The organism is Actinomadura sp. WMMB 499, from assembly GCF_008824145.1.
Taxonomy (GTDB): Bacteria; Actinomycetota; Actinomycetes; order Streptosporangiales; family Streptosporangiaceae; genus Spirillospora.
Window position 1 is genome coordinate 5074426 of sequence record NZ_CP044407.1, and the last position, 19454, is coordinate 5093879.

At 73.0% G+C, this 19454-nt stretch carries 21 protein-coding genes; 10 read left to right on the top strand and 11 right to left on the bottom strand.

Annotation, left to right across the window (positions count from 1 at the left end; genetic code table 11):
* Positions 1 to 25 precede the first annotated feature (25 nt).
* From F7P10_RS22525 to F7P10_RS22545, 5 genes are all read left to right on the top strand, one after another.
* Positions 26 to 250 (top strand): DUF397 domain-containing protein, encoded by a 225-nt coding sequence (locus tag F7P10_RS22525; RefSeq protein ID WP_151011952.1) that lies wholly within the window; start codon positions 26 to 28, stop codon positions 248 to 250.
* Positions 251 to 323: 73 nt separating this feature from the next.
* A complete protein-coding gene (locus F7P10_RS22530) occupies positions 324 to 1175 on the top strand; it encodes a helix-turn-helix transcriptional regulator (protein ID WP_176611616.1) in 852 nt (283 codons plus the stop codon).
* A 16-nt stretch (positions 1176 to 1191) separates the two neighbouring features.
* The gene (locus F7P10_RS22535; RefSeq protein ID WP_151011956.1) at positions 1192 to 1389 is read left to right on the top strand and encodes a DUF397 domain-containing protein; all 198 of its coding nucleotides are present in this window, start codon (positions 1192 to 1194) and stop codon (positions 1387 to 1389) included.
* A gap of 463 nt (positions 1390 to 1852) precedes the next feature.
* Positions 1853 to 2608 carry a hypothetical protein gene (locus F7P10_RS42600; protein WP_176611617.1) on the top strand — a complete coding sequence of 252 codons (756 nt, stop codon included), beginning with the start codon at positions 1853 to 1855 and terminating at the stop codon, positions 2606 to 2608.
* 61 nt (positions 2609 to 2669) lie between these two features.
* Entirely contained in the window at positions 2670 to 3422 is a 753-nt protein-coding gene (locus tag F7P10_RS22545; protein WP_254715955.1) for an SDR family NAD(P)-dependent oxidoreductase, read from the top strand.
* A 132-nt stretch (positions 3423 to 3554) separates the two neighbouring features.
* Here the strand turns inward: F7P10_RS22545 and F7P10_RS22550 are convergent, their stop codons facing one another.
* From F7P10_RS22550 to F7P10_RS22560, 3 genes are read right to left on the bottom strand one after another with little or no spacing between them, the layout of a single operon-like run.
* Positions 3555 to 4376 (bottom strand): ABC transporter permease, encoded by an 822-nt coding sequence (locus F7P10_RS22550; RefSeq protein ID WP_254715956.1) that lies wholly within the window; start codon positions 4374 to 4376, stop codon positions 3555 to 3557.
* A gap of 43 nt (positions 4377 to 4419) precedes the next feature.
* Entirely contained in the window at positions 4420 to 5373 is a 954-nt protein-coding gene (locus F7P10_RS22555) for an ATP-binding cassette domain-containing protein (protein WP_151011960.1), read from the bottom strand.
* A 24-nt stretch (positions 5374 to 5397) separates the two neighbouring features.
* A complete protein-coding gene (locus F7P10_RS22560; protein WP_151011962.1) occupies positions 5398 to 6444 on the bottom strand; it encodes a DUF418 domain-containing protein in 1047 nt (348 codons plus the stop codon).
* 97 nt (positions 6445 to 6541) lie between these two features.
* Here F7P10_RS22560 and F7P10_RS22565 point away from each other — a divergent pair, with 97 nt between their 5' ends.
* Complete coding sequence (locus tag F7P10_RS22565) at positions 6542 to 8218, top strand: serine/threonine-protein kinase (protein ID WP_151011964.1); 1677 nt, start codon at positions 6542 to 6544, stop codon at positions 8216 to 8218.
* A 3-nt stretch (positions 8219 to 8221) separates the two neighbouring features.
* Here F7P10_RS22565 and F7P10_RS22570 read toward each other — a convergent pair whose 3' ends face one another.
* Both F7P10_RS22570 and F7P10_RS22575 read right to left on the bottom strand, forming a co-directional pair.
* Positions 8222 to 9409: a CaiB/BaiF CoA-transferase family protein gene (locus F7P10_RS22570; protein WP_151011966.1), complete on the bottom strand. Its 1188-nt coding sequence runs from the start codon at positions 9407 to 9409 to the stop codon at positions 8222 to 8224.
* A complete protein-coding gene (locus F7P10_RS22575) occupies positions 9393 to 10046 on the bottom strand; it encodes a GntR family transcriptional regulator (RefSeq protein ID WP_151011968.1) in 654 nt (217 codons plus the stop codon). Before F7P10_RS22575 ends, F7P10_RS22570 begins: the two co-directional genes overlap by 17 nt.
* A gap of 123 nt (positions 10047 to 10169) precedes the next feature.
* Between F7P10_RS22575 and F7P10_RS22580 the strand changes: the two genes are divergently transcribed.
* Positions 10170 to 11003, top strand: a complete 834-nt coding sequence (locus tag F7P10_RS22580) for a hydroxymethylglutaryl-CoA lyase (protein WP_254715957.1) — start codon at positions 10170 to 10172, stop codon at positions 11001 to 11003.
* A 230-nt stretch (positions 11004 to 11233) separates the two neighbouring features.
* Here F7P10_RS22580 and F7P10_RS22585 read toward each other — a convergent pair whose 3' ends face one another.
* On the bottom strand, positions 11234 to 11950 hold the full coding sequence (locus F7P10_RS22585; RefSeq protein ID WP_151011970.1) for a TetR/AcrR family transcriptional regulator: 717 nt from the start codon (positions 11948 to 11950) through the stop codon (positions 11234 to 11236).
* A gap of 120 nt (positions 11951 to 12070) precedes the next feature.
* Here F7P10_RS22585 and F7P10_RS22590 point away from each other — a divergent pair, with 120 nt between their 5' ends.
* Positions 12071 to 14287 (top strand): MMPL family transporter, encoded by a 2217-nt coding sequence (locus F7P10_RS22590; RefSeq protein ID WP_254715958.1) that lies wholly within the window; start codon positions 12071 to 12073, stop codon positions 14285 to 14287.
* A 93-nt stretch (positions 14288 to 14380) separates the two neighbouring features.
* Positions 14381 to 14749 carry a hypothetical protein gene (locus tag F7P10_RS22595; RefSeq protein WP_151011974.1) on the top strand — a complete coding sequence of 123 codons (369 nt, stop codon included), beginning with the start codon at positions 14381 to 14383 and terminating at the stop codon, positions 14747 to 14749.
* A 91-nt stretch (positions 14750 to 14840) separates the two neighbouring features.
* Here F7P10_RS22595 and F7P10_RS22600 read toward each other — a convergent pair whose 3' ends face one another.
* From F7P10_RS22600 to F7P10_RS22615, 4 genes are all read right to left on the bottom strand, one after another.
* Positions 14841 to 15770: a formate/nitrite transporter family protein gene (locus tag F7P10_RS22600; RefSeq protein WP_151011976.1), complete on the bottom strand. Its 930-nt coding sequence runs from the start codon at positions 15768 to 15770 to the stop codon at positions 14841 to 14843.
* Positions 15771 to 15929: 159 nt separating this feature from the next.
* Positions 15930 to 16379: a cyanase gene (cynS, locus tag F7P10_RS22605; protein WP_151011978.1), complete on the bottom strand. Its 450-nt coding sequence runs from the start codon at positions 16377 to 16379 to the stop codon at positions 15930 to 15932.
* Positions 16380 to 16732: 353 nt separating this feature from the next.
* Positions 16733 to 17701 (bottom strand): hypothetical protein, encoded by a 969-nt coding sequence (locus F7P10_RS22610; protein WP_151011979.1) that lies wholly within the window; start codon positions 17699 to 17701, stop codon positions 16733 to 16735.
* The gene (locus F7P10_RS22615; RefSeq protein WP_151011981.1) at positions 17698 to 18036 is read right to left on the bottom strand and encodes a PadR family transcriptional regulator; all 339 of its coding nucleotides are present in this window, start codon (positions 18034 to 18036) and stop codon (positions 17698 to 17700) included. Before F7P10_RS22615 ends, F7P10_RS22610 begins: the two co-directional genes overlap by 4 nt.
* Positions 18037 to 18175: 139 nt before the next feature.
* On the opposite strand from F7P10_RS22615, the gene F7P10_RS22620 reads away from it, so the two are divergent.
* Positions 18176 to 18853 carry an HD family hydrolase gene (locus F7P10_RS22620; RefSeq protein WP_151011983.1) on the top strand — a complete coding sequence of 226 codons (678 nt, stop codon included), beginning with the start codon at positions 18176 to 18178 and terminating at the stop codon, positions 18851 to 18853.
* 18 nt (positions 18854 to 18871) lie between these two features.
* Here F7P10_RS22620 and F7P10_RS22625 read toward each other — a convergent pair whose 3' ends face one another.
* Positions 18872 to 19453 carry a helix-turn-helix domain-containing protein gene (locus F7P10_RS22625; RefSeq protein ID WP_151011985.1) on the bottom strand — a complete coding sequence of 194 codons (582 nt, stop codon included), beginning with the start codon at positions 19451 to 19453 and terminating at the stop codon, positions 18872 to 18874.
* Position 19454: the final 1 nt, after the last annotated feature.

Sequence of the window (19454 nt, forward strand, 5' to 3'; positions counted from 1 at the left end):
CTGCCCGCGTGCCCGGGGAGGGATCGTGAGGAAGCCGTCCGCCGCCGACCTCGGCGTCGACCTCGACGCCCTCGACTGGATCCGTTCCGAGGCCGCGGAGGGCGGCCTCGAGGTCGCCTTCGCAGGCGAGTGGACCCTGCTGCGCGCCGCCGGCGAGCCCGGCGCGCTCGTGTCGGTGTTCGACGAGCGCGAGTGGGCGTGCTTCCTTGACGGTGCGAAGAAGGGGGAGTTCGACCGGGTCGTGAACTGACCCGGACGATCTGCCCACGGATCGTCCCGGACGTCCCGGACGGCCGGGTGCGGGCAAGTGGAGGGAGACGCCGGTGAGCGACGCGTACGGGGCGACCATCGCCAAATGGACGCTGTCGCGGCGGCTGAAGGACCTCCGCCTCGCCTCCGGGTACACCGCCAACCAGGTCTGCGACCGCCTGAACTGGGGCCGCGGCAAGGTCGGGCGGTTCGAGGCGAACAACTGGGTCCGCCCGGAGCTCAGCGACATCCGCGACCTGGCCCGCCTCTACGAGGCCGGCGAGCAGGTCGCCGACGAGCTCGAGGCGCTCGCGCGCAGCGCCCGGCGCCGCGCCTGGTGGCGCGAGTACGGCGAGGTGTTCGGCAACGTCGAGTTCCCCGGCTTCGAGAACGACGCGTCCGAGATCCTCGTCTACACGCCGCTGCTGATCCCCGGCCTGCTGCAGACCGTCCCGTACCTGCAGACGCTGCTGTCGTACGGGTCCACGACGCCCGAGTGGCGGGAGCTCGCGCTCCGCGCCCGGCTGCGCCGCCAGCAGATCCTGGAACGCGACGAGGACAGCGCGCCCCGGCTCACCGCGCTCGTCACCGAGGCGGCGCTGCTGTACCGGTGGGGCGGCGACGGCGACGTGCGCGGCCAGTACGCGCACCTGCTCAAGATGGCCGAGCGGCCCAACGTGGAGCTGCGGCTGCTGCGCTTCGAGGACGGTTTGCACCCCGGCATGGCCACGGTCTTCCACATCTTCCGGTTCCCCGGCGGGGAGCCGCCCATGGTCTACCAGGAGACCGACGCGGCCATCCGGGACATCGATCCCGCCGACAAGGTGGAGGCGTATGAGCTGACCTACGAGCAGATCAAGGAGGCGGCGCTCGGCCCGGCCGAGAGCGCCGAGTACATCAGCAAACTCATGGCAACACTTGAGTGACCTCAAGGAGACGGAAGTGGACCTCTCTCAGGCACAGTGGTTCAAGGCCAGCGCGAGCGCGAGCAGCAACGGCGCGTGCGTCGAGGTCGCCGACCTCGACACCTCGACCGGCGTGCGCGACAGCGTGACGCCCGAGGCCGGCGCGCACGTCGTCGCCCGTCCGGTGTTCGCCGCGTTCCTCGCGGACGTCAAGGCGGGACGGTACGACCGCTAACCGCGGGCGCTGACCGGAACCCGGCGACGGACCCGCGGTTCGGCCGGTCCCGGGCGGAGACCGCCCGAACCGCACACGGGATTCCCCAGGGCTGCACCCCTGGGGGATCTCCCGTGTGGTCCCTCTCAGGCGTTTCCACGCTACAGCGCGTGCCCCGCTCGTCCCAGATGCCTGCCGTTACGCGTTCGTCCGGAGTCGGTCGCGCACCGTTCCGCCGGTGCGGACCGGTAATGGCGATCATCTCGATCGGCAACACATCTCCTTGCTCATGTTCGGCGCCTTGTCCGGCTCCATGTGCGACACTGAATCTGTGATTCACAGGTAGCGAGTCGGGAACTGCAGGGCTTATGTCGCGATTGTCGGAGTCATTTCGCCCGGGCCGTCTCCGGACCGCCTACCGCTCTCACGCGCCGGTGGGCGGTAGCCACGGAAGAACTCGATCGAATTCACCGAGGTGGCGACCATGACGAAGGCGGCGACGGTGTGCGGGGTCCCCTGGACGCTCGAGAACGGCGGCTGCACGGCCCTGCCTCTGCCCCCCGACGAGACGATCGCCTGTGTCGCGCGCGCACACGTCGCGAACCTGCTCCCCAAGGCCGGCGTCCAGGACGCCGACGACGTCACCCTGATGGTCAGCGAGCTGGCCACCAACGCGCTTCTGCACGGCTCGCCCCGCTCCGCCGACGGCAGCCGCAAGCCGTCCGACGGGGCCGAACTCTGGATCTACCGCCGCGGCGACGGCCGCGGCCGCCAGGAGCTCGTCGTCAAGATCTTCGACGAGCTCCGCTGCTGGCGCCGCCGCCGCAGTACCGTTCCGATGCCCGAGCACGGCCGCGGCCTCGACATCATCGACATGCTCTCCGCCGGACGGTGGGGCCACCACGCGTCCCGCTCCCGGCTGCGCGCCAGGCAGGTGCCGGGCAAGGTCACCTGGTTCGCCGTCCCCGTCCGCGCCCCGCGCGGCCGTCCCCTCTCCGCCGACCCCGACCACGCCCTGGAGGAACTGCAGGCCCTGCTCAGCGATCGCGGCCTCGACGCCGCGACGCCCGTCGCCCCGACCGGCCTCGCCCTCGGCGGCATCACGATCTGGTGCGAGCGCTCCACGTTCCACTGGTGCGACCTCGCGGGCGAACTCGTCCGGCTGCCCGTCGCCGACATCACCGAGGCCTGCGAGCAGATCGTCCAGCTCCACGAGAACGCCGGAGAAGCCGCACCCTGACTCGTACGTCCCGTCTCCAGGAGGGGTGAGACGGGGCGTACCCATGCGTTACGTTCGCCCCATGCGCTCCCACGTGGTCACCGGAGGCGGGCGCGGCATCGGCCGCGCCATCGTCGAGCGACTCCTCGCCGACGGCGACGCCGTCACGATCGTGGAGCGCGACCCGTCCGTCCTCGCCTGGGCCGACCGTCCGGGCCTGACCGCGGTGACGGGCGACGCCGCCGCCGAGGAGACCGCCGAACGGGCCGCCGACCTCGCGCAGCGCGCCGGGACCCTGTCCGGCTGGGTGAACAACGCGGCCGTCTTCCACGACCCCCCGCCGGTGCCCTCGGCCCGCGAGGTGCGCGACCTCGTCGCCCGCAACCTCGACCCGGCCGTCGCCGGCTGCATGACGGCCGTTCGCCGCTTCGTCGACGCCGGGACGGGCGGCGCGATCGTCAACGTCTCGTCGCACCAGGCGCAGCGCCCCGTCCGGGGCGCGCTCGCCTACGCGACGGCCAAGGCCGCCGTCGAGGGCCTCACCCGCGCGCTCGCCGTCGACTACGGCCCCCGCGGGGTACGGACGAACGCGGTCGCGCTCGGCTCGATCACGACCGACCGCTACGAGGAGTTCCTCGCCCTGTCACCCGACTCCGCCCGCATCGAGGACGAGATACGGCTCCTGCACCCGCTCGGCCGCGTGGGCCGCCCCGGCGAGGTCGCCGAGGCCGTCGCGTTCCTGCTGTCCGACCGCGCGGGGTTCGTCAACGGCGCGGTCGTCCCCGTGGACGGCGGCCGCGCCGTCACCGGCCGCGACCCCGAGGAGACCGCCTGACCGGGCCGTCCGCGTCCGTGCGTGTCCGTGCGTGTCCGTCCGCGTCCGTCCGCGGCCGGACGGACGAGCGCGCCGGGTCCGGCCCACCGCCACCCGCGGGCCGCACCCGGCGCGTCGCCGGTCTGTGGAGGGTCAGCTGCGGCGCCGGTAGACGCGGACGGCGAGCGGCGCGAACACCGCGAGGAACCCCGCCGACCACAGCAGCGTCGCGATCACGTCGCCGGCCACCGGGCCGCCGACGAGCAGGCCCCGGCAGGCGTCCACCGCGTGGCTCACCGGGTTGACGCCGACCCACGCCTGGAGCCAGCCGGGCATCGTGTCCTCCGGCACCGCCATGCTCGTCCCGAACGACAGGGGGAAGATCGCGACGAACCCCACCGTCGTGACGACGGTCTCCTCCTTGATCGCCACCCCGATCAGGATGGTGATCCAGCTCAGCGCGAAGCCCAGCAGGGTCGCGAGCCCGAGCGCGGCGAGCGCCGCCAGCAGGTTCGTCTCGACCCGGAAACCCATCAGGTAGCCGGTCGCGAACAGCACCGCCCCCGCGATGACGTACCGGGGGATGTCGCTGATGACGAGGCCGAGCAGCGGCGCGGACCGTCCGATCGGCAGGCTCCGGAACCGGTCGAACACGCCCTTCTTGATGTCGACGTTGATGGCGATGCCGACCGACACCATCCCCGCCAGCACCATCGTCATGACGAGCACGCCGGGGAAGATGAACTGGAGGTACTCCTGGGTGGAGCCGGCGACCGCGCCGCCGAACAGGTAGACGAAGAGCAGCAGGAAGATGATCGGCAGGATCAGCGCGTCGCTCAGCAGGCCCGGGTTGCGGCGTGTCTTGATCAGGCTGCGCCCGGCGAGGACCAGGCTGTGCCGCACCAGCGGGAACGGACGCGGCCGCTGCTCGGCCGCCCGCGTCTCCCGGCTGGTGTCGATCGCGGTGTCGGTCACTGGTGCACCCTCTCTACTCGGCTCTCCGCCGCGGCGCGCGACGTCACGCGGCCTCGTCCTTCTTGTGTGCGCCGTGGCCGGTGAGCGTGAAGAACACCTCGTCGAGGCCGGGCAGCCGCAGCGACAGCTCGCTGACGCCGATGCCCGCCGCGTCGAGCCGCCGGATGGTCTCGGCGAGCGCGTCCTCGTCGTCCACCGGCACCGTCAGGACGTCCCGGCGCGGCGACTCGGCCTCGCGGCCCGACACCGCGTTCAGGATCCCCGCGACCTCGATGAGCCGCGCCGGGTCCCGGGGACGCACCGTGATCGCCTGCCCGCCCGCGATCCGCTTGAGTTCGGCGGGCGTCCCGTCCGCGATCACCCGGCCCCGGTCGATGACCGTGATCTGGTCGGCGAGCGCGTCCGCCTCCTCCAGGTACTGGGTGGTCAGCAGGACCGTTCCGCCGTCCGCCGTCATCGCCCGGATCATCCCCCACACGTCCTCCCGGCGGCCGGGGTCCAGGCCGGTCGTCGGTTCGTCCAGGAACGTCACCTCCGGGCGCCCGACCATGCAGGCCGCGAGGTCGAGGCGGCGCCGCATCCCGCCCGAGTACGTCGATATCCGGCGGCCCGCGTCGTCGGACAGCTCGAACCGGTCCAGCAACTCGGCGGCGCGGGCGTTGGCGTCGGCCTTGCGCATGTCGAGCAGCCGCCCGATCAGCACGAGGTTCTCGGTCGCGGTGAGCTCCTCGTCGATCGACGCGTACTGCCCGGTGATCCCGATCCGGCGCCGGACCCGCGCGCCGTCGCGCTCGACGTCCAGCCCGCACACCCGCGCCGTCCCGGAGTCCGCGCGCATCAGCGTCGCGAGGACGCGCACGGCCGTCGTCTTCCCGGCCCCGTTCGGCCCGAGCAGGCCGAGCACGCTCCCCGGGGGCACCGACAGCGACACCCCGTCCAGCGCGACCGTCTTCCCGAATCGCTTGACCAGGTTCTCGGCCTGGATCGCGTGTTCCATACCGACGAGGCTGCCCGGCCCTCCTCACAAACCGCTGACAAACCGCTGACATCGCGTGCGTGGCGGTCGCGGGCTCCACCAGGTGAGGCAGCGCCAGAGCCACTCGAGCGGCCCGTACCGGGCGAAGCGGAGCCACAGATGGGCGAACGCCAGCGCGAGCAGGAAGACGCTCGTGCCCAGGGCGACGGCGGTCAGGAGGTCGGGCGAGGCACCGAGGCGGACGAACCGGTCGGCCGCGATGATCGCGAACGTGGCGCCGACGTAGCCCGTCAGCGCCGTCCGTCCGAGGGGCGCGAGTCCCCGCAGGAGACGCCCGGCCCGCGAGCGCAGGGCCAGCAGCACCGCTGTGCCGTAGGCGGACGCCGTCATGATGCCCGCCGAGTCCGCCAGGACGGAGCCGGGTGCGGCCGCCGCCAGAACCTGCCAGGCGTTCAAGGCCGTGGCGAGTGCGAGGCTCGCCAGGAACGCGGCCGCCAGGCGGCGTGCGGGGGTGGCCTGCAAGTTCTCGACGCCGTACCGGTGCAGCGCGAATCCCAGCAGGAAGAAGCCGGGGATGAGCGTGCTCCCGCCCACGGTGGCCGCAGCCGTCCCGGTGGCGGCGAGCCCGAGCGCCAGGAGGACGCGGCGGCCGGGCACGAACGACGCGGGAAGCAGGACGGCGATCCCGACCACGGCGTACGTCAGCAGCACTTCGCGGGGCTGGAACACCCGGTGCAGCGCGCCGATGGGGATCAGGAACCCCAGGCGGGCCAGCATGAGCAGCCGGGGGTTCGGCGTCCGGTCCCGGACCGAGTCGAGGAACAGGCCGAAGCTCAGCCCGAAGAGGAGCGAGAAGATCGGGAAGAACCTCTGGTGGAGCAGCGTCTCGTACGCCCAGTAGACGGGTCCGGGATCGGCGTCGGGTGCGGGCACGGGCATCCCGGTGATCCCCACGGTGTTCACGACCACGACGCCGAACAGGGCGAAGCCGCGGAGGACGTCCACCTCGGTGACGCGTGGGCGCGCCCCCGGCTCCTCGCGCGGGCGCTCCGCGGGGTCCGCGCTCGACCGTGACCGTGACCGTGCCGGCATGCCCCTCCCGCAGTCCGCCCCATCACACCATGACGCGGCGATGGGGGGCTTGGTCGTCGGTTGACCTTGATCGGTCGTCCTGGAACGGTTGTCGGCGATGGACGACTTGCAGACGGGGGACCCGCGATCGGTGGGCGGCTACCGGCTGCTGGGGCGGCTGGGCAGCGGCGGGATGGGCAGCGTCTTCCTCGGGCGCTCGCCGTCCGGACGGACGGTCGCGGTGAAGTTCGTCCACGCCGAACTGGCCCGCGACGCGGGCTTCCGGCGCCGGTTCCGGCAGGAGGTCGAGGCCGCGCGCCGGGTGAGCGGGCCGTGGACGGCGCCCGTCCTGGACGCCGACACCGACTCCGGCACCCCGTGGGTCGCGACCGGGTACGTGGCCGGGCCGACGCTGCAGGAGACCGTCACCGGGTTGTACGGGCCGTTGCCCGAACGGTCGGTGCTCGCGCTGGCCGCCGGGCTCGCGGGCGCGTTGCGCGAGGTGCACGGGCGCGACGTGATCCACCGCGACCTCAAGCCGTCGAACGTGATGCTGACGCTGGACGGCCCGCGCGTCATCGACTTCGGCATCGCGCGCGCCACCGACGGCAGCGTGATCACGCGGACCGGCATGGCCGTCGGCACCCCCGGCTTCATGTCGCCGGAGCAGGCGCGCGGCGAGCCCGTCACCCCCGCCGCGGACGTGTTCTCGCTGGGGGCGGTGCTCGCGTTCGCCGCGACGGGGCGGCAGCCGTTCGACACCGGCGAGGGCGGCGCGGCCGCGCTGCTGTACCGCGTCGTCAACGAGCCGCCCGCGCTGGACGGCGTGCCCGGCGACCTGCGCGGGCTCGTGGAGCGCTGCCTGGCGAAGGACCCGGCGGGACGGCCGTCGCCCGCGGAGATCGCGGCGGCGGTCGAGGCGCCGGACGCCGCCGGGTCGTGGCTGCCCGCCGAGGTCGTCGAGGTCGTGGGGCGGCGCGCCGTCGAGCTCCTCGAGCTGGAGCGCGGGGACGAACCGCCGGTTCCGGACGGGGCGCGTCCGTCCGGCTCCGCGAACGCGCCTTCCACCGCCCCGCTCGCCGGTTCGCCGCCCTTCACGGCGCCGCACGGGTACGGGCCCGCCGCTTCCCTCCCGTCCGTCCCGTCCGGGCCGCCCCGGACGTCCGGGATCGGGCGCGGCGCTGCGATGGTGCTGGTGATGGTCGGGGTGGCGGCGCTGAGCTTCGCCCTGTTCTTCGTCCTGGCGGTGCGGGGCCTGGGGACGGGCGGCGGGGAGCGCGCGCAGGAGACCGCCGCGTCGCCGACGGAACCCGCCACGCCCACGGAGGCCGCCTCGCCCACGGAGCCCACCTGGACGGGTGAGCCGACCCGAACGGCCGAACCATCCGCGACGGCGTCGTCGCAATCGCCACTGCAACCCGACGAGACCTCTTCCCCGACGCCCGCGGGTGAGGTCGGGGACGTCCCCGAGGGGTTCCTCGGCACGTGGACCTGGGAGGGGCGGGACAGCGACGGCCCCGTCTCCCAGCGCATGGTCATCTCGCAGGGATCCCAGGAAGGCCAGGTCATGACCGTCACCACCACCGATACCGACGGGTACTGCGAGGCCGTGGGCGAGCTGAGGGACGCCGCCCCGCACGTCATCGAGGTGACGGTTCGCGGGGTCCGCGACGTCGGCGGCGTGTCCGGGTGCGGCAGCCCCACCCGGCACGTGTTCAGCCTCCGGGAGGACGGGACCGCCCTCTACCGGGGCGCCGGGCCGTCCCCCCGCGTGTACCGGAAGGCCGACGGGTAGGGGTCAGATCGTTCCGGCGGTCGTGAGGCCGTCGAGGTCCCCGGCGGTGAGGCCCAGCAGGCCGCCGTAGACCTCGGTGTTGTGCTCGCCGAGGGACGGGCCGACGGCGCGGACCTCGCCCGGGGTGTCGGAGAGCTTCGGGAAGACGTTCTGCATGGGGAACTCGCCGAACTCGGGGTGCGCCATCCGGATGATCGCCTCGCGCGCCTTGTAGTGCGGGTCCGCGAGCATGTCCTTCGCCCGGTAGGTGAGGCCCGCGGGGATGCCGTTCTCGTGCAGGAGCTCGAGGAGGTCGGCCGAGTCCTGGACGGACGTCCACGCGCCGATGAGCTCGTCGAGTTCGTCGGCGTTCGCGCCGCGCGCCCCGTGGGTGGCGAACCGTTCGTCGTCGGCGAGTTCGGGACGTCCCATGAGTGCGGACAGCCGGCGCCAGATCGTGTCCCGGTTCGCGGCGATGAGGACGGGTCCGTCCTTGGTGGGGTACACGTTGCTGGGGGCGACGTTCGGGAGCACCGAGCCGGTGCGTTCGCGCTGGTAGCCGGCGATGTCCCATTCGGGGACGAGCGATTCCATCATCGCGAGGACGGCCTCGTAGAGGGCCGAGTCGACGACCTGGCCGCGCCCGGTGCGGTGCCGGGCGTGCAGGGCGACGAGCGTGCCGAGCGCGGCGAACGTCCCGGCCAGCTCGTCGCCGAGCGAGATGCCCGCGCGGGACGGGGGGTTCTCCGGGTCGCCGGTGACGTACCGGATGCCGCCCATCGCCTCGCCGATCGAGCCGAACCCGGCGCGCGGCGCGTACGGGCCGTCCTGCCCGTAGCCGGTGACGCGGGTGACGATGAGGCGCGGGTTCTCGGCGCGCAGCTCGTCCGGGGACAGGCCCCAGCGCTCGAGGGTGCCGGGGCGGAAGTTCTCGACCAGGACGTCGGCCCGCGCGATGACGCGGCGGGCGAGGGCCTGGCCCTCGGACGTGCGCAGGTTCAGGGTGACCGACTTCTTGTTGCGCGCGAGGATCGGCCACCACAGCGACTTGCCGTGCGGCTTCTCGCGGCCCCACTCGCGCATCGGATCGCCGGCGCCCGGCGGTTCGATCTTGATGACCTCGGCGCCGAAGTCGCCGAGGAGCTGCCCGCAGAAGGGGCCCGCGAGAAGCTGCCCCATCTCCACGACCCGCAGGTCACCGAGTGCGTTCATCGTCGTCGTCCTTCCGGCTCAGGTTGGCCGCGGCGGCGCGGATGTGGGCGCGCATCGCGGATTCGGCCCAGTCGGGGTCGCCGGCCGCGACGGCGGCGACGATCTCCCGATGGTGGTTCATGGAACGGTCCAGTTCGGCGCGGTCGTAGCGGCGGAACGTGCCGACGATCAGCGGGGCGTGCATGACGGACGTGAGCATGCCGGGCAGCCGCGTGTTCCGGGACGCGTCGATCAGCGCGGCGTGGAACCGCGAGTTCAGCCGGGCGAGTTCGCCGAGGTCGCGGGCGTCCGCCGCCCCCTCCATGGCGTCGCAGAGCGCGGTCAGCTCGGCGAGGACGGTCGCGTCCCGGCCGATGCGCGCGGCGCGGGCGGCGGCGTAGGGCTCGAGGAGCGAGCGGAGCTCGAAGATCTCCGCGAGGTCGTCGCGGGTCCACTCGACGACCCGGGCCCCGCGATGCGGCAGCACCTCCACGAGACCGTCCGAGCCGAGCCGCTGCAGCGCCTCCCGCACCGGGGTGCGGGACAGCCCGAGCGTCTCGGCGAGCTCGGACTCACCGAGCCGCGACCCCGCGGCGGCGTCCCCGGACAGGATCATCCGCCGTACCGCGTCGTAGGCGACGTCCGCCGCACGCGCCATGGCACCTCCTTGATTGCATGCAATATAGTCCACATTCGACGCGAAAGTCGCAAGTATGGAGGCAGATTGCATACAACGGTGGTGGAGGTCGGTCCCCGTGACGGCCTCCAGAACGAGGCTCGCGTGCTCACCCCGGACGACAAGATCGCGTTCATCGCGCGCTGCGTGGGCGCCGGGACGCGCCGTATCGAGGCGGTCTCGTTCGTCAACCCCGAGCGCGTCCCGCAGATGGCCGGGGCCGAGGAGGTCATGGCCGGGGTGCCGAGGGGCGAGGGCGTGTCCTACAGCGGGCTCGTGCTGAACCGGCGGGGCCTCGACCGGGCCCTGGACGCCCGCGTGGACGAGGTCAACGTGGTCGTTCCGGCGTCCGACACCTTCAGCGCCCGCAACCAGGGCGCGACCGTCGCCGAGATGCTGGACGCGTGGGACGGCATCGCCGCCGCGGCGGCGGAGGCCGGGGTGCCCGCGACCATGACGATCGCCGTCGCGTTCGGCTGCCCGTTCGAGGGCGAGGTCCCCCCGGAGCGGATCGCGAACATCGCGCGCCGGGCGCACGCGGCGTCGGCGTCCGAGATCGCCTTGGCCGACACCATCGGCGTGGGCATCCCCACCCAGGTGCGGGACCTCACGCGGCGCGCGCGCGAGGCCGCCCCCGGAATCCCCCTGCGGTTCCACTTCCACAACACGCGCAACACCGGCTACGCGAACGCGCTCACCGCGATCGACGAGGGCGTGACGGTTCTCGACGCGGCCGCGGGCGGCTTCGGCGGATGCCCGTTCGCCCCCGCCGCCACCGGCAACATCGCCACCGAGGACCTCCTCTACGCCCTCCACCGCGCGGGCGCCGAGACGGGCATCGACATGGAACAGGTCGCCCGGACCGGCACCTGGCTGGGCGACCTCCTCGGCGAACCCGTCCCTGCCCTGCTCGGACGCGCCGGGGGTTTCCCGGCGTAACGACCTCCTGCGGCAGGCTCGCCCGCCGCCGGGCCCGACCGCCGCCGGACCGCGCGTGCCGGACGGGCGGGCGTGTGCGCCGGGCCGGGCGGGCGGGTGTGGGTGACGGGCTTGGGGGTGACTGGGCGGACGGCCGTCCATGCAGGGTCCGTGCGCACCGGGCGAGGGCCGGGACGGTGAGTGCGGGTGCCGCATGCGAGTCCGTAAATCCCTGCGGCTGCGGCGGTCGCTCAGGTCCGGCCCTGGGCCTCCAGGGCGGTCATGTACCCGGCCAGGACGCGCTTGAGCTCCGCCACGAGCGCGTCCCGTTCGTCCTGCGTCCCGGCCGTCGCCACCATCGGGACCAGCGCCTTGAACACCTGGATCAGGACGCGCGCGCCACGCGTCCGGTCGTCACCTGCGAGGCCCGGCGCGCGCGCGGCGAGGATGCCCTCGACGCGTCCGAGCAGCGCGTCCTGGATGGGACGCGTGGCGGCGGACAGTTCGGGCGGCATGTCGGGCCGCGCGAACAGCGCCTTGAAGCCCGGGTTGGCGATGTTGAACGCGAGCAGCGGATCGACGATCCGGTCGATCAGCTCGGCGAGCGGCACCGCGCCCAGGTCGGCGGACTCGAAGGCCGTCCGGTGGGCGCCGCCCATCTGCGCGGTGAACCGGTCGGCGAGCGCCTCGGCGATCGCCTCCTTGTTCGGGAAGAACTGGTAGAGCGAGCCGGGCGAGATGCCCGCCGCCGCCGCGATCTTGTTCGTGGTCGCGGCCTCGTACCCCGACTCGGCGAGCACCCCGGCCGCCGCGTCCAGGATCTGCGCGATCCGGCGCTCGCCGCGCGCCTGCCGCCGCACCGTCCGTTCCGTGCGCCCTTTCTGCTGCGCCCGTTCCGCGCGCTCCGCCTGCTCGGTGTGCTCCGTCCGCTGCGTCCGCTCCGTTCCGGACGTGCCGTCCCCGCTCATCGCCGTCCTCCCCGCCGTGCCTCCGCGACCCGTCGAGTATTGCAAATACGAGTAAGTACTCGTATTATGCCACCAAACACGAGTCGACACTCGTATGTTACGTCGCCCCTGGGGGAGCACGTGTTCACACCGCACGGCCTCGGCCGGTTCGTCACCCGACGGGCCCGCCTGATCACCACGCTCGGCCTCGCCGCACTCGTCCTCGTCGGGATCGTCGGCGCCGGCACGATCGGCGCCCTGTCGCTCAACCGGTTCGAGGCGCCCGGCTCCGAATCGATGCGGGCCTCCGACGTCCTCGCCCGCGACCACGCCACCGGCAGCCCGAACGTCGCGCTCCTCGTCACGGCCCGCACCGGCACCGTCGACGACCCGGCCGTCGCTGCCGCCGGACGCTCGCTGACCGCCGAGCTCGCCGCCCGCGACGGCGTCGGCGACGCCTGGTCCTACTGGAGCCGCGGCGGCCCCGGCACGCTGCGGAGCGAGGACGCGCGGCACGCGCTCGTCCTCGCCTGGGTGCCCGGCGACGCCGACCACGTCCGCCGCGACGTCCTGCCCGGCCTCGCCGCCGACCTCACCCGCACCGGTCCGGCCGTCGAGGTCACGGTCGGGGGCGGCGACGAGGTGTTCCGGCACGTCATGGAGCAGGCCCGCGCCGACTTCGTCCGCGCCGAGCTGATCATCCTGCCGCTGACCCTGCTGCTCCTCTGGCTCGTCTACCGGCGCTTCGCCGCCGCGCTCGTCACCCTCGCGACCGGCCTGTTCGCCGTCCTCGGCTCGCTCGCCCTGCTGCGGATCCCGCTCGCGTTCACCGAGATCTCCACCTTCGCCTCCAACATCGCGCTCGTCATGGGCATCGGCCTCGGCGTCGACTACGGCCTGTTCATGATCTTCCGGTTCCGGGAGGAGCTGGCCGGACGGGACGGCGACGTGCGCGCGGCGGTCGTCGCGACCGTCCGGGGCGCCGGCCGGACGGTGCTGTTCAGCGGCGTCACCGTCGCCGCCGCCCTCGCCGTCCTGCTCGCGTTCCCGTTCCCGTTCCTCGCCTCGTTCGCCTACGCGGGCGTCGCCGTCGTCGCCGCGGCCGTCGTCGGCGCGACCGTCCTGCTGCCCGCCGCGCTCACCCTCCTCGGCGACCGCGTCGCACGCCGCACCCCCGCGCACCGGAGCGCCGCCCGCTGGCACGCGTTCGCCGCGGCCGTCATGCGCCGCCCGCTCGTCCTCGGCGGCACCGCGCTCGCGCTCGTCCTGCTGCTCGGCGCCCCGTTCCTCGGCGTCCGCTTCGGACTCCCGGACGACCGCGTGCTCAACACCTCCGCGCCCGTCCGGACGATGTACGACGAGATCCGCGCCTCGTTCGCCGTCGAGGAAGCCGACGCCCTGCAGGTCGTCCTGCCCGCGTCGCCGCCGGACTCCGCCGATCTCGGGCCGTACGCGGCCGAACTGTCGCGCGTCGACGGGATCGTCCGCGTCGACTCGCCGGACGGGTCCTACACCGGTGGCCGTCCCGTCCCCGCGCCCGCCGGCGCCCGGTACGCGTCCGCCGACGGTGCCCGGCTCGTCGCCGTCCCGTCGTCGGAGCGGCTCGCCGCCGACGCCGTCGGCCTCGTCGCCGACGTCCGCGCCGTCCCCGCGCCCGCACCCGCGCTCGTCGGCGGCTACCCCGCCGAGCTCGCCGACTACCGCGACGCCGTCACCGCCCGGCTGCCGCTCGTCGCGGGCCTCATCGTCGCCGTCACCGTCGTCGTCCTGTTCCTGATGACCGGCAGCGTCCTCGCCCCGCTCAAGGCGACCGTGCTCAACCTGCTGAGCCTGTCGGTCATGTTCGGCGCGCTCGTCTGGATCTTCCAGGAGGGCAACCTCTCCGGCCTCCTCGGCTTCACCCCGACCGGCTCCATCGAACCCAGCATCCCGATCCTGATGTTCTGCATCGCCTACGGGCTCTCGATGGACTACGAGGTGTTCCTCCTCTCGCGCATCAAGGAGGAGTACGACCGGACGGGCGACGCCGCGGCCTCGGTCCCGCTCGGTATCGCGCGCAGCGGCCCGCTCGTCACCGCCGCCGCGCTCATCCTCGCCGTCTCGTTCGCGACCTACGCCACCGGCGACGTCGTGTTCCTGCAGCAGCTCGGCATCGGGATGGCCCTGGCCGTCCTCGTCGACGCGACCCTCATCCGCGGCGTGCTCCTCCCCGCGTTCATGCGCCTCGCGGGCCGCGCCAACTGGTGGGCCCCGCGCCCGCTCCGCGCCCTGCACCGGCGCGTCGGCCTCACCGAGGACCCGCCGCCCGCCGCCCCCTCGCCCGGACCTTCCCCGGCCGCCGAAGAGGCCCGGGTGTGAACCCTTCGGCCCGGACGGGGGGAGTAGTTCCACGGGGCGGATTGAGTATCGGAGCGGATCCGCCGCGACCGTCACCGCCGGTTGGGTGGAGGCATGGACACGAACGCCCGCCGCTCGCCTGCCCCCGCCGCCATCGCCGCTCTGGCGCTGCTGCCGCCGCCGACTCTGGCCGCGGTGCTGCGGCTGGTGGGCCCCGAGTACATCACGACCGACGTGCACCCGGACCTGGTCCTGCTGTACTGGGCACCGCCCGCGCTCATGCTGGTGTCCGGCGTCGCCGCCCTGGCCGCCGGGTTCGTGCGGCGCGGACGGGGCGGTTCGGGGCATCGCGGACTGTGGGCGACCGGGGCCGCCGGTCTCGTCATGGTCCCGCCGATGCTGATCTTCGCGTTCGTCTGCGTGTACGGCGCGTCCGCGAGCGAGCTGGACGGCGGCTGGCTACCGGACGACACCGCGTACTGATCTCGCCGCGGAACCCGGCCGGACCCCGCGCGGGAAAGGCCGAGCCGTGCGGCCGCCGGGAGCGGACGGCCGCACGGCTCGGAAGGGCGTCCTACGCGTCGACTCTGACGGGGACGCCGGTCTCTCCGGCGGCCGGCTTCCCGTCGGCCGCCCCGTCGGCCGCCTCGTCGGAGGCGGCCTCCCCGGCGGCCGGCGGCTCCTCGGGCGCGGCCGGGCGGTTGCGCGACGGGCCGGTGCGGCCGTGCGTCGCGTAGAGCGTGAGCCCGACGAACGTGATCCCCCCGACGAGGTTGCCGATCACGGTCGGGATCTCGTTCCAGACGAGGTAGTCCATGATCGAGAAGTCGCCGCCGAGGATCAGGCCGGACGGGAACAGGTACATGTTCACGATCGAGTGCTCGAAGCCCATGTAGAAAAAGAGCATGATGGGCATCCACATGCCGATGACCTTGCCGGAGACCGACTTCGAGATCATCGCGGCGACGACGCCGGTGGAGACCATCCAGTTGCACAGGACCGCGCGGACGAACAGCGTCAGCATCCCGGCGGCGCCGTGGTCGGCGTAACCGACCGTCCGGCCCTCGCCGATCGTGCCGATCTGCTGCCCGACCTCGTTCGGGTCGGTGGAGAAGCCGTAGGTGAAGACGATCGCCATCAGGACCGCGACGGTCATCGCCCCGGCCAGGTTGCCCAGGAAGACGAGGCCCCAGTTGCGCAGGAGCAGGCGGAGCGTGACGCCCCGCCGCTTGTCGAGCAGCGCGAGGGGGACCAGGGTGAACACGCCGGTCAGCAGGTCGAACCCCATGAGGTACAGGAGGCAGAAGCCGACCGGGAACAGCACCGCGCCCAGCAGCGGCTCGCCCGTCTGCACCGTGATCGTGACCGCGAAGGCCGCGGCGAGCGCGAGGATGGCGCCGGCCATGAACGCCCGGATGATGGTGTCGCGGGTGGACATGAACGCCTTCGCCTCACCGGCGTCGACCATCGACCGGACGAGGTCGGGCGGTTTCACATAGGACACGAGTCACTCCTCTGCCGTGGAGGGCCCGGAAGAGTACCGACCCTTTCCGGGGTATTCGGACCGACCAGGAGAGTGTCGGCAGCGTTGATGCCCGCGGTATGACGGCCCTGAGTTAGCGGTGTTACGTTCGGCTCACAGGGCCGCCGGGCCGCTGTCAGGTCACCACCGGTAGTCGAGGAACTTGCCGTCCAGGGTGATGACGACGCGGTCCCCGTCGGGGTCGGCGCGGCGGTCGAAGTCGACGCGGAAATTGATCGCGCTCATGATCCCGTCGCCGAACTCGTCGTGGATCAGCTCCTTCAGCGCGGGTCCGTACACCGACAGCGCCTCGACGAAACGGTAGATCGTCGGGTCGTTCATGACCGCCGGGTCCGTGCCGCGGGTGGGCTGGAGCTGGAGACTCTCGGCGACCGCCGCGTCCAGTTCGAGGAACGCGCACACCCGTTCGGCCTGCTCGCGCGTCATCGGGTGCTGCCCTAGCAGGGCGGCGGTCGTCCACACGAGCGGGGCGCCGATCTCCTCGGCGATCCGCGCCCAGGACAGGTCGCGCCGCACCTTGGCGGACGCGACGTGGCGCGCGGCCTCGGACTTGCTCATGATCGGTGCCATTCGCACTCCTCGAAGTCGGTTGAGTTCCGTCAGGCTCCCGCTTCGGGAACCTTCCGGCAATTCGCCGGGGGGACCGAAATCAACTCTTAACTCCGAAGAAATCGAAACTTTTGGGACAGGCGTATCGGATTTACGCTGCGGAAACATATCCGAAATCCGGTGCTCCGCGCCCGGAAATCCTTCGGAGGCGGAGGCGGAGGCGGAGGCGGCGGAGGCGGCGGAGGTGGAGGCAGGTCCGGCGGCGTCCCGCGCGCGTCCGCCACCCTCCGGCGCTAAGCCGTCCGGACGGGCGGGCCAAGCCCCTTTCCGTCCCGTCCCGGCGCCCGGACGGGACGGACGGGACGGGACGGCGGTCAGCGGGCGATCTTGCGGAAGCGGCTGACGGACTCGCTCACCCCGACGGCGAGGACGACCAGCGCGACGGCGGTGTAGAACGAGTCGGGGGTCGTCCAGTCGTCGCCGTTGACCGCGGCCAGGAACTCGGGGTTGAAGAACTCCGCCCGGTACAGGAGCCAGGCGAGGGGGAGCGTGACGAGCGCCTGGGCGGCGGCGTGGCAGGCGGCCAGCGGGAAGGTCCAGCGGCGGCGCGCGACCCGCACGAGGTTCACGGTGATGAGGGCGGCGAACCCGGCGATGATCGGCCAGATCCAGCCGGACCACAGGTCCGGGTCGACGACCTGCAGGCGGGCGCCGTCGACGCGGTAGGGCTCGGCGGTGTGCTGCCAGACGAGCAGGAAGAGCAGCAGCGCGTCCCACACGATGGTCGCGCACGTCCCCCGCAGCCCCTCGTCCGGTCCGCGCTGCTCGGACAGGTCGTCGGGTGTCCAGGCGCGGGGGGCGACGCGGGCGCCGAAGCGTTCCACGGCGGCGAACACGACGGTGAGCCACGCGATCATCTGGGCGCCGACGGACAGCACCGTGCCGATCCCGGTGGCGATCACCTGGCCGACGTTCGCGCCGTCCAGGGCGTCCACCACCATCAGCGCGAGCGTCACGGCGGGCAGCACCCCGCCCAGCAGCAGCGTGAGCATCCGCAGGTAGGACGGGTACAGGTCGGGGCCGATGAGGGTGAGCGGGCGGTCGGCGTACCGGGCGGCGAGCCGGATCGGGTCGCCCATCTCGGTCAGCACGGCGCGCTCCGCCGCCGCGCCGTCCGGCTCGCCGTCCGGCTCGCCGTCCGGCTCCGCGTGCGACTCGGCGTGCGCGTCGACGGCGTCGGCGATCGTGGCGCGCAGCTCGCCGGCGATGTCGTCGCGCTGGTCGGCGGGGACACGCCGGACGACTTCCTGCACGTAGCTCTCGGTCAGGGCGCCGGTGCTCATCGGATCTCCTTGGTCAGGCGCGACATCGAGGTGACCAGGCTTTGCCATTCGTGCATCAGTCCTTCGCGTACCAGGGAGCCCTTCGGGCCGACCCGATAGAACTTGCGCGGCCGGGATTCGTCGGTGTTCCACTCGCTGGTGAGCAGTCCTTGCTTCTCCAGCCGGCGCAGCAGGGGGTAGAGGGTGTTGCCGTCGACCGTGACCCCGGCCTCGTTGAGCGTCTCCAGGAGCGCGTAGCCGTACTGCGCCTCCTCCAGCAGGGCCAGGCAGGCCAGGACGACCGTGCCGCGGCGGAGCTCCTGGGCCTGGGTGAGGATCAGTTCGTCTGAGGTCACGTGTCACACCATAGTGTGCGGCACACACTAATGTCCATGCCGAGTTGCCGTGCGGCACGCACCGATGGGCGCCGCACCCGTTGGACGGGCGGGGCGCGGCGGGTAGGTTCGCTGGGGCCGACGAATGCGTGGAGGTGCGATGACCGCCGACGACCGCCTCATCGACCGGGTGCCGCAGCCGCCGGACGTCCCGTCCCGGCTCGCCGGCCAGATCGCGTTCATCGTCGAGGTCGACCGGCTCAAGACCGTCCTGCGGCGCAGCGTCCTCATCGCGGACGACCGCAGGGAGAACGACGCCGAGCATTCGTGGCACCTGGCGCTGATGGCGGCGGTCCTCGCCGAGTACGCCGACGAGCCGATCGACGTGGGGCGCACGCTGCGGCTCGTCCTGCTGCACGACCTCGTGGAGATCTACGCGGGCGACACGTTCCTCTACGACGCGGAGGGCGAGGCGACGCAGGAGGCGCGGGAGCGGGAGGCGGCCGACCGGCTGTTCGCCCTGCTGCCGGGCGACCAGGAGACCGACTTCCGGGCGCTCTGGGACGAGTTCGAGGAGCGGCGCACGCCGGAGGCGCGGTTCGCCAAGGCGATGGACCGGCTCCAGCCCCTGCTGCTGAACTACAACAACAAGGGCGGAACCTGGCGCACGCCCGGCGTCACCGACGCCGACGTGCGGCGCCGCAAGTCCGTGATCGGGGACGCCTCGGCGGACCTGTGGGCGTACGCGCAGCGGCTGATCGACGAGGGCGCCCGCAGCGGATGGGTGCCGACCGCGCCCGGACCGTCCGAGCCGCCCGAGGCGCCCGAGGCGCGGTGACGCGGCGGCCGATCCCGGTCAGGACCCGTCGTCCTCGTCCTCGCCCTCGCCCGCCTCGCCCGTCCCGTCCGGTGCGGGCTTGTCGGGGAGGAAGACCAGGCTGAGCAGGTGCCGGGTGCGGCCGTCGCCGGGTGACGTGCGCGTGCGCCGCTCGACGGCCGCCTCGATCTCCTCGACCAGCGCGGCGAACTCGTCGTCGGTCACCCACACCGCACCCTGCCGGTAGAGGACGTTCTCGCGCGGGGGATCGGAGTCGTCGCGCGAGATATAGCGGTCGAAGTCGGCCATCATGGCGCCGCTGAACACGGCGAACGCCGCGCGGTGGTCGTCCTTGGTCATGGCGGCGCGGGCGTCCTCGTCGACGAGCGCCTCCTCCTGGCGGACGCGGTAGGTGCGCTCGACCGTGCCCCGGACGGGACGCTCGCGGACCACCTCGAGTATCCCGGCCCGTGTGAGCGTCGCCACATGCCGGTACATCGTGGCCGGTGACACGTCCGGGAGCCGTTCGCGCAGTTGAGCGGTGGTCATCTCGTCGGCGCCGACCAGGGTCTGCAGGATCCGCAACCGGACGGGATGGAGCAGGAGGTTCGCGTTCGCCATG

What these genes read in the sequence shown, in the direction of transcription:
- F7P10_RS22620 (WP_151011983.1), top strand. Translation starts at nt 18,176, where the DNA reads ATGACCGCCGACGACCGCCTCATCGACCGGGTGCCGCAGCCGCCGGAC.
- F7P10_RS22560 (WP_151011962.1), bottom strand. Translation starts at nt 6,444, where the DNA reads ATGCCGGCACGGTCACGGTCACGGTCGAGCGCGGACCCCGCGGAGCGC.
- F7P10_RS22570 (WP_151011966.1), bottom strand. Translation starts at nt 9,409, where the DNA reads ATGAACGCACTCGGTGACCTGCGGGTCGTGGAGATGGGGCAGCTTCTC.
- F7P10_RS22575 (WP_151011968.1), bottom strand. Translation starts at nt 10,046, where the DNA reads ATGGCGCGTGCGGCGGACGTCGCCTACGACGCGGTACGGCGGATGATC.
- F7P10_RS22565 (WP_151011964.1), top strand. Translation starts at nt 6,542, where the DNA reads ATGGACGACTTGCAGACGGGGGACCCGCGATCGGTGGGCGGCTACCGG.
- cynS (WP_151011978.1), bottom strand. Translation starts at nt 16,379, where the DNA reads ATGGCACCGATCATGAGCAAGTCCGAGGCCGCGCGCCACGTCGCGTCC.
- F7P10_RS22595 (WP_151011974.1), top strand. Translation starts at nt 14,381, where the DNA reads ATGGACACGAACGCCCGCCGCTCGCCTGCCCCCGCCGCCATCGCCGCT.
- F7P10_RS22610 (WP_151011979.1), bottom strand. Translation starts at nt 17,701, where the DNA reads ATGAGCACCGGCGCCCTGACCGAGAGCTACGTGCAGGAAGTCGTCCGG.
- F7P10_RS22555 (WP_151011960.1), bottom strand. Translation starts at nt 5,373, where the DNA reads ATGGAACACGCGATCCAGGCCGAGAACCTGGTCAAGCGATTCGGGAAG.
- F7P10_RS22545 (WP_254715955.1), top strand. Translation starts at nt 2,670, where the DNA reads ATGCGCTCCCACGTGGTCACCGGAGGCGGGCGCGGCATCGGCCGCGCC.
- F7P10_RS22585 (WP_151011970.1), bottom strand. Translation starts at nt 11,950, where the DNA reads ATGAGCGGGGACGGCACGTCCGGAACGGAGCGGACGCAGCGGACGGAG.
- F7P10_RS22625 (WP_151011985.1), bottom strand. Translation starts at nt 19,453, where the DNA reads ATGGCGAACGCGAACCTCCTGCTCCATCCCGTCCGGTTGCGGATCCTG.
- F7P10_RS42600 (WP_176611617.1), top strand. Translation starts at nt 1,853, where the DNA reads ATGACGAAGGCGGCGACGGTGTGCGGGGTCCCCTGGACGCTCGAGAAC.